8 protein-coding genes and 1 pseudogene are annotated in these 14,183 nt (G+C 74.3%); 7 read left to right on the top strand and 2 right to left on the bottom strand.

Translation table 11 applies throughout. The features are described 5' to 3' along the window. Positions 1-574: 574 nt before the first annotated feature. Positions 575-1,531, bottom strand: coding sequence for a TIGR03557 family F420-dependent LLM class oxidoreductase (locus ACERM0_RS11390; RefSeq protein ID WP_373678717.1), 957 nt, complete (start codon positions 1,529-1,531; stop codon positions 575-577). Positions 1,532-1,753: 222 nt separating this feature from the next. Here ACERM0_RS11390 and ACERM0_RS11385 point away from each other — a divergent pair, with 222 nt between their 5' ends. From ACERM0_RS11385 to holA, 6 genes and pseudogenes are all read left to right on the top strand, one after another. Beyond that, positions 1,754-2,662 (top strand): alpha/beta fold hydrolase, encoded by a 909-nt coding sequence (locus ACERM0_RS11385; protein ID WP_373678716.1) that lies wholly within the window; start codon positions 1,754-1,756, stop codon positions 2,660-2,662. Positions 2,663-2,721: 59 nt separating this feature from the next. Then, complete coding sequence (locus tag ACERM0_RS11380; RefSeq protein WP_373678715.1) at positions 2,722-3,576, top strand: DegV family protein; 855 nt, start codon at positions 2,722-2,724, stop codon at positions 3,574-3,576. Between the two features lie 8 nt (positions 3,577-3,584). Then, positions 3,585-3,773 (top strand): hypothetical protein, encoded by a 189-nt coding sequence (locus ACERM0_RS11375; RefSeq protein ID WP_373678714.1) that lies wholly within the window; start codon positions 3,585-3,587, stop codon positions 3,771-3,773. Between the two features lie 201 nt (positions 3,774-3,974). Beyond that, entirely contained in the window at positions 3,975-4,793 is an 819-nt protein-coding gene (locus ACERM0_RS11370; protein ID WP_373678713.1) for a ComEA family DNA-binding protein, read from the top strand. Further along, positions 4,790-6,859, top strand: a pseudogene (locus ACERM0_RS11365) (ComEC/Rec2 family competence protein); the annotation flags it as partial. The gene ACERM0_RS11370 and the pseudogene ACERM0_RS11365, both read left to right, overlap by 4 nt. A 331-nt stretch (positions 6,860-7,190) precedes the next feature. Further along, positions 7,191-8,153: a DNA polymerase III subunit delta gene (holA, locus tag ACERM0_RS11360; protein ID WP_373678712.1), complete on the top strand. Its 963-nt coding sequence runs from the start codon at positions 7,191-7,193 to the stop codon at positions 8,151-8,153. A 357-nt stretch (positions 8,154-8,510) separates the two neighbouring features. Here holA and ACERM0_RS11355 read toward each other — a convergent pair whose 3' ends face one another. Continuing rightward, complete coding sequence (locus ACERM0_RS11355) at positions 8,511-13,277, bottom strand: NAD-glutamate dehydrogenase (RefSeq protein WP_373678711.1); 4,767 nt, start codon at positions 13,275-13,277, stop codon at positions 8,511-8,513. Between the two features lie 222 nt (positions 13,278-13,499). Here ACERM0_RS11355 and ACERM0_RS11350 point away from each other — a divergent pair, with 222 nt between their 5' ends. Further along, positions 13,500-14,132: a hypothetical protein gene (locus ACERM0_RS11350; RefSeq protein ID WP_373678710.1), complete on the top strand. Its 633-nt coding sequence runs from the start codon at positions 13,500-13,502 to the stop codon at positions 14,130-14,132. The last annotated feature ends 51 nt before the right edge of the window (positions 14,133-14,183 follow it).

The following is a 14,183-nucleotide window of genomic DNA, read 5'->3' as shown; positions in this document are numbered from 1 at the left end:
CCGCCCCTCCGCTCCCTCGGCGCTCGCCGCGGGGCGGTGCGGCGCACGGCGGTCGGCCGCCGGGGCTAGGCGGCGGAGGTCGGCGCCGGGCGGATGCGTGCATCCCGACCCGCTATCGCTGCGCGTCAGGATGCACGCATGCGGATCGCGTACCCCCGGCTGCGTACTCCACGCGGTTACGGCACTCGGCAACGGTCGCGCCTGGCTGCCATGCCGAGGCAGCCGCGCGCGACCGTTGCCGGCAGACGCGACCGGACGGATCCGGCAACCAGCCGGCCGCCGCGCCGTCGGGCGGGACGGCGCGCAGGGCCCGACCCCGGAGCGGAGGGTGGGGTGGTCGCCGTAGCAGGGGCTATCTCGGGAGCGCCCCAGGCGCGAACCGAGAGCGAGCGAAGCGCCCCCTGCGGAGGCGACCACCGCACCCGCAGCGGGCGTCACGTCGCAGCCGTAGCAGGCGACCACCGCATGCGCAGCGGGCGTCAGGTTGCAACCGTGGCAGGCGACCACCGCGCCCGCAGCGGGCGGGATCGACCACCGCACCCGCAGCGGGCCGGGATCCACCACCGCGTTTCGGTTACGGCAGTTCGGGGCGGACCTTCTGGGTGAACCAGTCCTGGAAGCGGTCGGTGCGTTCGGGGCCGACCTGCACGACGGCGATGTGGTCGTAGCCGGTCTCCACCGCCTGCTGGAGCTTGTCGACGAGCGGCTTCGGGTCGCTGCCGGTCACGACCAGCTCCTGGATGGCGTCGTCGTCGACCAGTGCGGCCGTGGCGTCGAAGCCGGGGATGTTGGGCAGTTCCGCCATCACCTTCCAGCCGGTGGCGCCGAACGCGAAGTGGTGGGCGGCGTCCAGGGCGGTGTCGAAGTCCTCGTCGTAGGCGACGGGGATCTGGGCGTAGGCGCGGCCCTCGGGCTTCTGCGCCTTGAAGCCCTCGACGACGTCCGGCTCGGGGGAGTCGCACACGATGTCGTCGCCGTGCTCGACGGCGAGCTCGATCGACTGGGGTCCGGAGGCGGCCAGCGCGATCCGGGGCGCCTGCTCGGGCAGCGTGTGCAGCTTGGCGTCCTGCGCGGTCAGGTGCTGGCCGTGGTAGGTCACCCACTCGCCGGTCCACAGCTCGCGGATGATCTCGACCGCCTCGGCGAACATTTCGTGGCGGACGTCGACGGGCGGCCAGCCCCGGCCGACGATGTGCTCGGAGAGGTTCTCGCCGGCACCGAGCCCCAGCGTGAACCGGCCGTCGGCCAGGATCTGCACGGTGGCGGCCGCCTGCGCGATGATCGCGGGGTGGTAGCGCAGGAACGGGCAGGTCACGAGGGTGACCATCTCGAGCCGTTCGGTGGCCGTCGCGACGGCCCCCAGCGCGGTCCAGGCGAACGGGCTGTCCGTGTGGCGGCTGAGCCACGGGTGGAAGTGGTCGGACATGCCGAGGAAGTCGACACCGCCGGCCCGTTCGGCGGCGACGGCCTGTTCGACCATCTCCTTGGGGCCGTTGAGTTCGGAGAAGAGGGTGAAGCCGTAGTTCGCCACCGGAGGCGTCCTTTCCGCGGGGCGTCGATGGGCGTTCGGGGCGTGCGGGTGGCTCGTGCATCAGTCGGGCGTGAGTCACCGAGGGTGCGGGTCCGACGGCGAGCCTGGACGCCGACTTCCGTCCGGTCGGTCGCGGCCGCGCCGGTAGCTTTCGTGTGACGACCCATGTGCCGCGCGTGTGCGTCGAGGTGGTCGCGGATCGGACGAGGAGGCGACGTCGAGGTGGCAGCGCGGTTCACACGGGCCAACGGTCTGACGTTCGCCTACGTCGAGGCGGGGCCGCCGGACGGCCCCCTGGCGCTGTGCCTGCACGGCTTCCCGGACACGCCGGCGACTTGGCGCCACCTGCTGCCGCGACTGGCCGAGGCGGGCTTCCACGCGGTGGCGCCGTGGGCGCGGGGCTATCCACCGACCGGGGTGCCCGACCGGGTACGGGTCGAGCCCGACACGCTGGCCGCCGACGTCAACGCCCTGCACCGGGCGCTCGGGGGCGGCCGCGACGCGGTGCTGATCGGACACGACTGGGGCGCCATCGCCGGCATGCGGGCCGCGGCGGCCGCGCCCGAACGGTGGCGCCGGCTGGTGACGCTGGCGGTCCCACCGGAGCGGGTGCTGCTGGGGGCCGCCGGTGACGGCCCGCAGGTGGTGCGCTCGCGCTACGCGCTCGCGGCGCTGCTGCCGGGGGCCGAGCACCGCATGGCCTCAGCGGACGCCGCCGGGTTCGTGCGGTTGTGGCGACGCTGGTCGCCGGACTACGTGCCGACCGAGGACGACCTGGCGCCGTTGCGGGCGGTCCTGCGCAGCCCCGGCGCCCCACGGGCGGTGCTCGCGTACTACCGCGGGTTCGTCCCGGCGGTGCTGTCCGGCCGGGCCCTCTCACACCGGGTCCCCCTGCCGCCACAGCCGCACCTGATGCTGCACGGCCGTGACGACGGCTGCATCGGCGTGGTCTGGGCCGAGCGCAGCATCGGACGGCTGCCGCACCCCGCCTCGCGCGTGGTGATCCTCGACGGCGTCGGCCACTTCCTGCACCTCGAGCGGCCCGACGACGTCGGCGACCTCGTCCTCGACCACGTCGTCGCCCCGGGCACGCCGCCCTCGACCGCGACGGCCCAGCCCTCGACCCCGTGACCTGCGGTGCGCGGTGCCGAGGGACCGTTAGGCTGCCGCGCCCGGCGAGGGAGTGGGCGGTGGGACGCGGTGTCGCGGTGGTGACCGACTCGACCTGCGACCTGCCGGCGGACCTCGTCGAGCGCCTCGGCATCCGGGTCGTGCCGCTGTCGGTGACGTTCGGCGACGAGACGCTCATCTCCGGCGTCACCATCTCCAACGAGGCCTTCTACGACCGCCTCGCCGCGACGTCGCGGCTGCCGACCACGTCGCAGCCCGCACCGGCCTGGTTCGAGGAGGCCTACGCCGACTGCGTGGACGACGGCCACGACGCCGTCGTGTCCCTACACGTGTCCGCCGCGCTGTCGGGCACCGTCGACCTGGCCCGGCACCGCGCCGGCCGGGCCGGCCTGCCCGTCGAAGTGGTCGACACGCAACTGGTCGGTGGCGCGCTGGGTCTCGCGGCCCTTCGTGCCCACCGTGTCGCCGAGGCCGGCGGCACGGTTGCCGAGGTGGTGGAGGTCGCCGAGGCCGTGCGCGACCGGTCGCTGAGCCTGCTCGTGGTGGACGATCTGTCCCACCTCAAGCGCGGCGGTCGCCTCACCGGCGCGCAGGCCGCCGTCGGCAGCGTGCTGCGGGTGAAGCCGGTCCTGCAGGTCGTCGAGGGGCGCGTCGAGGTACGCGAACGCACCCGGACCTGGCAGCGGGCGTTGGACCGGGTCGCGGAGATGGCGGTGGAGCACGCTGCGGGCCGCGAGGTGGACGTGGTGGTCGCCCACGCCGTCGCCGCCGAGCGGGCCGCGTCACTGTGGTCACGGCTCGAAGGGCGGCTGGAGGTCGGCGAGCGGCTGGAGACGCACATGGGCCCCATCGTCGGCGCCCACGTGGGTCCGGGGGCCGTCGGGATCGCCGTGGTGCCGCGCGCCGACGCCTGAAGCGGCTGGTGGACGATGACGACCTCCGTGCCGTCGAGGCGATCCGCTACGACGCCGGGCCCTGGACCTGGCAGGTCGGTGTCGCGGTTGCGGAGTTCCGGCGTGACGACCCGCTCGAGGACGAGTTGCGGCAGGGCGTCGAAGCGGCACTGGCGGCGGTTCCGGGCGTCACCGAGGTCGCCGAGGAGGACCGGTAGGTCTGGATCGTCCAGGGAAAGGCCGACGGCCGTGACCTGGTTCGCTCGGTCGGCACGGTCGTCGACGGGCTCGCGGAACGGGCCGAACGCTTCCTCGAGGAGCTCCAGCCGCCCGTCGCCCGCGACGCCGTCGGCGACGTCGTCCACAAGCGGCAGGGAACGCGATCGGGGACCGGCGCCGAGGCCCGGCAGGCTGTCGCCATGGACGACGCCGACCCGATCCCGCTGCGCCAACGGGCGCTGACCTGGCTCCAGGCGACCCCGGCCGAAGCGGCCGGTGTGGCGCTGCTGCTCCTCGGCGCGCTGGTGGCCACCGGCCTGTTCGTGGTCCAGGCCGCGCAGCGCCCGGGCGCGACACCAGGCGACGCGGCAGGCCTGATCGGTGACGTCCACGACGGCGCCGAGGTGGACGGTGCGGCACCGGACCCGCACGAGCACCACCACGCTCACCCACGGGACGCCGGCGGCGTCGCCGGCGATCCGGGTCTGTCGGAACCGCCGGCCGCGGGGTCGGCCGAGGCAGGGGTCGGGGCCGACGGAACCGGCGGCACGTCGGCACCCGCGAGCCTCGTGGTCCACGTCACCGGTGCCGTGTCGACACCAGGGGTCGTGACCCTCGATGGCGGAGCGCGGGTGGCGGACGCGATCGCCGCAGCGGGCGGTGCCACCGACGACGCCCGGCTCGACCACCTCAACCTCGCGCGTCTGCTGGAGGATGGCGAGCACGTCCACCTGCCGCGTGAGGGCGAGGATCCACCGCCCCCGACGGGCGGCGCGCCGGGATCGGGCGGCGACGCGGCGGCGGGGGCGGCGGGGGGCGGTGACGCACCGATCGACCTCAACCGTGCCGGCGAGGAGGAGCTCCAGCGGCTGCCCGGCATCGGTCCGAGCAAGTCGGCCGCGATCGTCCGGCACCGCGAGGAGCACGGCCCGTTCCAGGTGCCCGGCGACCTGCGCGAGGTCCCCGGGATCGGCGAGAAGACCTTCCAGCAGCTGGCCGACCTGGTCACGGTGTCGTGACCGCCGACGACGGGGGGTGGGATCGCCCGCCGCTCGGGTCGGTGCTCGGGCCGCTGCCGCTGTGGGCGGCGGCCGTGGTGGCCGGTTCCGGGGCGGGATCGCTCGCGGCGGACCGCCTCGAACGGCCGCTGCTGACCGCCGTCGTCGTCGCGTCGGTCGCCGTGGTGGCGGTCGCCGTCGGTGTGGCGAGGTGCCGAAGCCCCGCGTCGGCGTCCCGTCTGGCGCCCGCGGCACCGGTGGTGGGGGCGTGGCTGCTGCTGGCCGCGACCGCGGTCGGGGCGGCCGGCATCCTGGCGCGCGACGCGACGACCGGCTGGGGGCTGCTCCCGCACGTCGCCGACCATGGCGGTGCGGTCACGGTCGCCGGCACGGTCGTGCGCGAGCCGCGTCCGATTGCGACCGGCTGGCACGCGGTCGTGCGGATCGAGGCGGTCGACGGCCAGGCCACACGCGAGCGGGCGGCGACCACGCTGGAGGTCGACGACCCGCCGCCGTTGGGGCAACGGTTCACGGCCTCGGCGACCGCGCGACCGCTGCCCGACGGCGGCTACGGGCGCTGGCTCGCGCAACAGCACGTCACGGTCGCGCTCGACCTGCGCAACTGGACCGACGCCGGCCAGCCCGGCGGGCCCGCACGTGCGAGCGAGCACGTGCGCGACCGCGTCCGCCAGGCCGCTCGTGCCCGCAACCCGCCCCCGGTCGGCGGGCTGCTGGCCGGCCTGGCCACCGGCGACACCCGCACGTTGCCGGAGGCCGAGCGCACGGCGATGCAGGCGACCTCGCTGACGCACCTGACGGCCGTGTCGGGCACGCACGTCGCGCTGGTCACCGCGGGCGTGTACGGCCTGTGCCTGGTATTGCGGCTGCCGGCCGCGGCACGCCGGGGCGTGTTGGCGGGCACGCTGGTGTGGTTCGCGTTCCTGACCCGCTTCGAGCCCTCGGTCCTGCGCGCGGGAACGATGGCCGGTGTGGTGCTGCTGGCCGGCGCGCGCGGCCACGCCCGCGACGCGCGGCATGCGCTGGCTGCGGCCGTGCTGCTGCTCGTCCTGCTCGACCCGCGCCTGGCCGGGTCGCTCGGCCTGCTGCTGTCGGCCACCGCGACCGCCGGCGTGCTGGTGATCGCCCCGGCGGTGCGGCCGCGCCTGCACCGCCTGCCGGCGCGTGTCGCCGACGTCCTGGCGGTGACGCTCGGCGCGCAGATCGCCGTCGTCCCGCTACTGCTGGCGAGCTTCGGGGAGGTGCCGCTCGCGTCGGTGCCGGCGAACCTCGTCGCCGTGCCGGCAGCCGCGGTGGCTGCCTCGATCGGGTTCGTGGCGGCCGTGGTCGCGGCCGTCCACCTCGAGGCCGGCACCTGGCTGTTCGCCCTCGCCGGCTGGCCGGCCCGGATCGTGCTCCTGGCGGCCCACGGGTTCGCCGGGCGCGGTGGGGTCGCCGACGTGGGCCGGCCGGTGACCGTCGCCGCGCTGGTCCTCGCCTGTCTCGCGCTGCTGGCTCCGGCTCGCCGCCCGCCGGCACGCCTGGCCGCCGCGACGGCCGCGGTGCTGGTGCTGGCCTCGTTCGCCCCGCTGGCCGTCGGGGCCCGTTCGCCTTCGGGGCTGACGGTCACGGCGATCGACGTCGGGCAGGGCGACGCGTTCCTGGTGGAGTCACCGCAGGCCCGCGTGCTGGTCGACGCGGGCGAGGACGACCGGGCGGCACGATGGCTGCGCGCCAACGGCCGTCGGCGCCTGGACCTGCTGGTCGTGACCCACCCACACGCCGACCACGTCGGCGGCGGGCCCGAGGTGCTGCGCTCGGTGCAGGTCGGCGCCGTGTGGTTGCGGACCTTCGGCACGGAGTCGCCCATCCTCGACGACCTGTTCGAGGTGGCCGCCGACCGCGACGTGCCCGTCCGCGGTCCCGTGACCGGCGACCGGGTGGTGGTCGGCGACCTCGACGTCGAGGTGCTGGGTCCGGACGCGGGCCGCCCCTACCGCTGGTCGCCCAGTGAGTTGAACGACGGCTCCATCGTGATCCGTGTGACCTGGCACGACCGGCGCGTGCTCTTCGCCGGCGACGCGGAGCTGGCCGCCCAGGCCGACCTGCTCGCCCGTGCCGCGGACGACCCGCGCCCGGACCCGCTCGCCGCGGAGCTGATGGCGGTCCCGCACCACGGTGCCGCGACCACGGACCCGGCGTTCCTGGCCGCGGTCGCCCCGCAGGTGGCCGTCATCGGCGTCGGCGCCGACAACACCTACGGCCATCCGGCACCGAGCACGCTGCGGGTGCTCGACGACCTGGGCACCGAGGTGCATCGCACCGATCTGCACGGCACGGTCCGCGTCGGCGTCCCGGCCCCGCGGCGGGCGGTGCGGGAGGCGGACGGGGCGGGTCACCGGCCGTCGATAGGCTCCCCGCATGACTCCCGTGCTGCTCCTCGTCGGCGACGACGACCTGCTGTTGCACCGCGAGCTCGAACGTGCCCTCGCCGACCTGCGCGCGCAGGATCCGGAGCTCACGGTCGAGACGTGCGACGTGCAGGAGACCGACCACCTGCCGGAACTGCGCACCGCCTCGTTGTTCGGCGGGCGCACCTGCGTCGTGGTGCGCGGGGCGGAGAACCTGTCGGGCGACCTGAAGGCCGAGGTGGAGGCCTACGTCGCGTCCCCGACCGACGAGGCGGTGCTGGTCGTCGTCGCCCGCGGCGTCGGCAAGATCCAGAAGATCGCCAAGCTCGCCAAGGAGCACGGGCAGCGGATCGACGTGAAGACCCCGCCGGACTGGGACGACCGGGGCTGGCAGCGTCTGGCCGGCGAGGAGTTCCGCCGGCTGAAGCGCAAGGCGGACGCCACCGCGATCGCCGCGCTGCTGGCCCACGCCGGCAACGACCCGGGCACGATCGCGTCCAAGGTCGGCTCGGTGTGCGCCACCCACGCCGGTGTGGCCACCCTGACCGCCGAGCACGTCGAGTCGGCCGTCGAGGGACACGGGCGCCGGTCCGGCTTCGCCATCGCCGACGCCGTGGCCGAACGCGACCCGGCCGGCGCACTGGTCGCGGTCCGCGGTTCGCTGGAGGCCGGCGAGGCGCCGCTGGCCATCCTCGGCGCGCTGACCTTCCGCATGCGCCAGCTCCTGCTGGTCCGAAGCGGCGCGGCGCCGAAGGAGGCCGGCGTGTCGCCTGGCCAGCACCGCCGCCTGCAGGGCCTCGCCGCAGCCTTCAACCCGGGCGAGCTGGCCTGGTGCCACGACCGCCTGGCACAGCTCGACGTCGACCTCAAGGGCGCCGACCTCCCCGACCACCTCCTCCTCGAACTGGCCATCCTCGAGGTGGCCACCCCCCGAGAAGTAGGCCGCCCCTGGAACCCCCTCGCCCCCACCTGAACCCACCCCCCGACGAGCGAAGCGCACCGGCCCATCGAGCCCCGGGAGGACCGAGCGGAGAGTGGGTGGGCGGCCGCAGCAGGGGCTGACGACGCGCGCAGCGAACCGCACCTCGGGCCAATTGTGGAGTCTTGGGAGCGGAGGGCGTGGGGGTCGCCGTAGCAGGGGCTGACGACGAGCGAAGCGACGTCGGCGAGTGGAGCGTGTGTCGGGGCGGAACGCCCCCTGCGCAGGCGGCCCGCACGCCCGCAGCGGACGGCCCCCGCGCCAACGGCCGAGCGGCTGCGCCCCGGGGCGGAACGCCCCCTGCGCAGGTGGGCCGCCCACCCGGAGCGGGCCGCCCACAGGGCGAGCGGGTCAGGCGCCGCGCTCGATGGCGTCGCGGATGGTCCGCACCGCCACGGCGATGGCGTCGAGGCTCTCCTGCCCGTCGGCCTGCTTGACCACGGTCCGGATGCGTTCGAGGGCGCTGGGCCGCTCCACCAGGAACTGCTGCACGGCCTCGGACTCGGGGTCGTCCGGGAACCGTTCGAGGGCGGTGAGCGTGGCCTCGCGGCGCAGACGGCGCATGTCGTTGGCGAGCCCGCCGCGCTGGCGGCGTGCCCACGGCGTGTGCACCGCGGCCCGTTCCAGCGCCTGTTCGATGCGGTCGACGTGCAGCGTCTCGCCCAGCCGGAGGAACGCGTCGGCCACGTCCGACGGGTTGCGCTTGCCGGCCGCGCGCGAGAGCACGTAGGCGACGTCGGGGATCATGGCGAGGTCGCCGGCACAGGCCAGGAAGCGGGCGAGTTCCGGGTCGACGAGGTCGTCGACGAGCCAGCGGGCGTGGGCCACGCGCGCCCGCCGTTGTGACGGCGTGCCGAGGTCGAGCATGTTGTCGAGCAGTTCGTCGGCGACCGGACGGTCGCGTTCCAGCAGCGACGTCGGCGTGCGCAGCAGCGGGTCGAGCAGCACGGTCGAGGCGACGCGGGCGACCAACCGGTCGACGATCTGTTCGAGTTCGAGCGCCCGTTGCGGGTCGTGCAGCGACTGCGCCTGCTCGAGCAGGTCCCACCAGTGGGCGGCGCGCACCACCTCGCGGGCGACGAAGTACGCCAGCACGACCTCGGTGAGCGGCACGCCGGCCTGGTCGGAGAGCGACGTGGGGAACGTGACGCCCATGCGGTCGACGATGTCGTTGGCCGCCATCGTGGCGATCAGTTCGCGGCGCAGCCGGTGGCGGGGCAGCAGGTCGGCGAACCGCTCGGACACGGCGTCGGGGAAGTAGTCGGCCAGCAGCGGCTGCAGCAGGTCCTCGTCGGGCACGGCGGAGGCCAGCAGCGCCTCCTTGATCTCGCGCTTCGCCCAGGCCAGCAGCGTCGCGAGCTCGGGTCGGACCAGCCCGGCGCGCGACTCGCCCCGTGCGGTCAGCTCCTCGGTGTCGGGGAGGATCTGCACCTCGCGGTCGAACTCGGTGTTGGCCTCCAGCCGCCGCATGAACTGCTCGTAGGCGTCGAGGCTGTCGGGGCTGCGGGCCAGCTCCTGGGACAGCGCGGCGGTCTGCCGGTCGACGTCGCGCATGACGTCGGCGACGACGTCGTCGGCCAGATCGGCGAGCAGCTTGTCGCGCTCGTCCTGACCGAGGCGACCCTCCTCGACGGCCAGCGTCAGCAGGATCTTGAGGTTCACCTCGTGGTCCGAGGTCGACACACCGGCGGCGTTGTCGATCGCGTCCTGGTTGATCCGGCCGCCGTGGCGGGCGTACTCGATGCGGCCCCGCTGGGTGATGGCGAGGTTGGCTCCCTCGGCGAACACGCGGGCCCGCAGGCCGGTGGCGTCGATGCGGACCTCGTCGTTGGTGCGGTCGCCGACCTGGTCGTGCCGCTCGGACGAGGCCTTGACGTAGGTGCCGATCCCGCCGGCGAACAGCAGGTCGACGGGCGCGCCGAGGATGGCGCGGATCAGTTCGGGCGGCGTCAGCTCCTCGGCGTCGACCCGCAGCGCCTCGCGGACCTCTTCCGACAGTGGGATCGACCGGACGGTGCGCGGGTGGATCCCGCCACCGGGCGACAGCTTGTCGCGGTCGTAGTCGTCCCAGCTGCTGCCCGGTAGCTCGAACAGCCGCCGGCGCTCCTCGAAGGCGACTTCCGGGTCGGGGTCGGGGTCGAGGAAGACGTGGCGGTGGTCGAAGGCGGCCACCAGCTTGACGGTCCGCGAGCGCAGCAGGCCGTTGCCGAACACGTCACCCGACATGTCACCGATGCCGACCACCGTGATCGGTTCGGTCTGCACGTCCATACCGAGCTCACGGAAGTGGCGCTGCACGGCCACCCACGCGCCGCGGGCGGTCACGCCCAGGGCCTTGTGGTCGTAGCCGTTGGAGCCGCCGGAGGCGAAGGCGTCGTCGAGCCAGAACCCGTAGCGGCGTGAGAGCAGGTTCGCGGTGTCCGAGAACGTCGCGGTGCCGCGGTCGGCGGCGACGACGAGGTAGTGGTCGTCGCCGTCGCGTCGCACGACGTCGGCCGGCGGGACCACCTCGTCGCCCTCGAGGTCGTCGGTGACGTCGAGGAGGCCGCGCACGAAGGTGACGTACTGACGGCGGACCTCGTCCCGGCGCGCGTCGGGGTCCTGCGGCTCGCGCATGAGCACGAACCCGCCCTTCGCGCCGGTGGGCACGATCAGCGCGTTCTTCAGGATCTGCGCCTTGACGAGGTCGAGCACCTCGGTGCGCACGTCGTCCTTGCGGTCCGACCAGCGCAGCCCCCCGCGGGCGACGCGGCCGCCGCGCAGGTGCACGCCCTCGACGCGGGGGGAGTGGACGAAGATCTCGCGGTAGGGGACCGGCGCCGGCATGCCCGGCACCCGGGTCGGGTCCATCTTGAAGGCGAAGTACGGCTCGCGCGAACCGTCGGCGCGGGCGTCCTCACGGAACGCGTTGGTGCGCAGGGTGGCGTCGATGAGGTCGAGGAAGCCGCGCAGGATGCGGTCGTGATCGAGTCGGTCGAGCCGGTCGCAGGCCTCGATGACCCGCTGCCGCGACGCCTCGAGCTCCTGTTCGCCGGCGTTGCGGTGCGGGTCGAAACGGGTGTGGAAGTGGTCGACGAGTGCCCGGGCCACCTCCGGATGGGCGACCAGCGCGTCGTTCTGGTACTCGGGCGTGTAGGCCGTGCCGACCTGGCGTCGGTAGCGGCGGTAGGCCCGCAGCAGCGACACGTCGCGCCACGGCATCTGGGCGCACAGCACCAGCCGGTTGAGCGAGTCCACCTGGAAGTGACCACGCCAGGCCGCCAGGACGGCGTCGGCCAGCCGCGGTCCGTCGGCGACCACGTCGAGGTCGTCGGTGCGCACGCCGAAGTCGTGCAGCTGGACCTTGGGCTCGTCGCCGTGGCGTTCGAGCGCGTGCGGGACCTCCTCGGTGACGATCAGCCCGAGGCTCTCCAGGATGGGCAGGAAGCCGGACAGCTCCAGCGGGGGTCCGAGCTTGGCGGCCTTCAGGCGCAGCAGCGAGTCGTCGCCGGCCTGCAGGCGCACCAGCAGGCCGTGCTCGCTGCGCAGCACCTCGTCGAGCAGCACCACGTCTTGCACGGCCACGTCGGTGTCGACGGTGTCGCGGTAGGCCCGCGGCAGCCGGGTGCCGACCGTGCTGGTCAGTCGCTGTGCCTCGCCCTCGTCGAGGAGGGTGCGCAGCTTCACGGTCAACTCGTCCAGCCACGAGCGGGCCAGCTTGCGGACGTCGTTCTGAAGGCTGGCGAGCGAGACCTCGGGGACCTCGCCGTCGAGTTGCAGCAGGAAGCGGGCGAGCGCCTCGTTGCGGTCGCCGAGGGACACCTCCACGTCGATCTTGGCGGTGCCGTAGGTGCGTGTCAGCAGCACCTGCAGCCGCTCGCGCAACTGCGGCGAGTACACGTCGCGTGGCACCGCCACCAGGACTGACACGGTGCGCGTGTGGTGGTCGACGCGCGCGAGGGTCCGGATCTCGCGGTGCTCCTCGGCGTGCAGCAGCCCGACCAGCGTGCGGTGCAGCGTTTCCGTCGAGGACTGGAACAGCTCGTCCTTGGGCAGGGCCTGGAACAGCGAGAGCAGCATCACCTCGTCGTGCGAGCCGGCCACCACGTCCTCGGTCTCGAGGATCCGGCGCAGCTTGTCGCGCAGCACGGGGGTGCTGCGGGCCGGCTCGGTGTAGCCCTTGCGGGTGAACAGCCCGAGGATGCGGAACTCGCCGACGACGCGGCCGTCCTCGTCCACGCGCGAGAGCCCGAAGTACTCCATGCGCACGCGTCGCTGCACGGTCGACAGCCGGTTGGTGCGGGTGACGGTCAGCAGGTGCGGGCGTTCGAGGTGCTCGCGCTCGTGAGCGGGCAGCGTGTCGATCGGCACGGGCTCGCTGAACCGCGACGACGACTCGTCACGCAGCAGGCCGAGCCCGCTGCCGGGCACGACGGCGGCGACGCGACGGCCGTCCTCCTCGCCGAGGTCGTACTCGCGGATGCCCAGCAACACGAGGTTCTCGTCCAGCAGCCAGTCCAGCAGCGCGGCGACCTCGGCCTGCTCGTCCTCGGGTGCGTGGGACCAGCGGCCGTTCTGCAGCGCCTGCGCCACCTCGCGGATGCGGGCGCACATCGCGTCGAAGTCACCCGTGGCGATCATCACGTCGTCGACGAGCCGTCGCAGCTGCTGGCACAGCTCCGCGGCGGCCGACTCGGAGATGCGTTCGCCGAGCTCGAGGTGCAGCAGCGACTCGCGGTGCTCGGCGGTGCGGGCGGGCACGATCCGGGCGACGCGGCCGTCCTCGTCGCGTTCGACCCCGACGATCGGGTGCAGCGACCGCACGACCCGGTAGCCCTGGCGTTCGAGTTCGTCGGTCACCGTCGACAGCAGGAACGGCCGGTCCTCCGACGCCACCTCGACGACCGACGTCAGCGCCGGCCGGCCGTCCAGGCCGGTCGGCGGGACCCGCAGCGAGATGTTGATCTCGCCGTCGCTGCGCCGGTCGATCGCCTCGAACGCCTCGAGGATCCGCCGTGCTGCCGCCGGCGCGTCGGCGCCCCGCAACATCGTGGGCGGAACCCGTCGCAGCGCCGCCCGGGCGAACTCCGCGAGCACCTCGGGCCGGTCGTGCGGCAGGTCCGCCAGCGCCGTGAGCACACGTTCGTGGCTCGCGGTGCTCGTCGGATCCGGGGGTTGCTCGTCGCGTACAGAAGTCGCGTCCGCCACGTCTGCCTCGAGGTCGCTGGCTGCCTACCGCCGATGCTAGGACCCCGCAGACCCCATCCGGTGGACCGAGCGGACGGGCCGTGCGCGGTGTGGCCCCGGGCTGGACGTAGGGTTGCCCGGTCTGCTGTGCCGCCGGCTCGACGAGGCAGGGAAGTGGCGCGGATCACGCTCGACCCCGACGACGTCAACCAGGACCGCGAGGTGACGCTCACGGACGGTCGTGTCGTGGCCCTGGCCGACGCCGACGGCCGCACCCTGCGCGAGATCGCCCGGCAGCTCTACACCCATCGTTCGAGCTATGAGGCGGCCTTCGCGCCGGACGACGAGACGGTGCTCGAGCGCCTGCGCGCCGGGGAGGTCGCGCTCGACGACGTCGCGCCGCTGCACCAGCGCGTACGCGCCCTGCTGCAGCACCGACGCTCGGACGGCGGGCGGTCCGCGTCGCACCTCGATCTGGCGGTGCTGCTGCAGCGGCGCATCTGGACGTCCGCGTCCGGGGTCAGCCGGCCGCTGGAGGAGCTGACCCCCACCCACCGGCGCAACCTGCTCGGCTGGCTGGAGCGCAACAGCGACGCGCTGGCCGAGCGGTTCCAGCAGGCCGAGCTCACCGCGCAGCAGCGCACGGCGGTCGAGCCGCGCATCCCGTGGGTCCTCGGCACGCCGCTGTACCAGCGCCTGGAGGAGCTGATCGCCGCCGAGACCACCATCGAGCAGGCCCGCGACGAGGCCCGCCAGGTGATGCGCAAGGTCCGGTTCACCAACGAGGGGGAGTGGCCGGACCGCTGATCGGCGGCGCCGAGGGCCGGCAACGCGTCAACGGCCCCCTCCCTCCCGTCT

It is taken from the genome of Egicoccus sp. AB-alg2 (assembly GCF_041821065.1).
In the GTDB taxonomy this organism is placed as follows: domain Bacteria; phylum Actinomycetota; class Nitriliruptoria; order Nitriliruptorales; family Nitriliruptoraceae; genus Egicoccus.
Note: the sequence above shows the minus strand (reverse complement) of the source record. Positions and strands in the feature narration are given on the sequence as shown.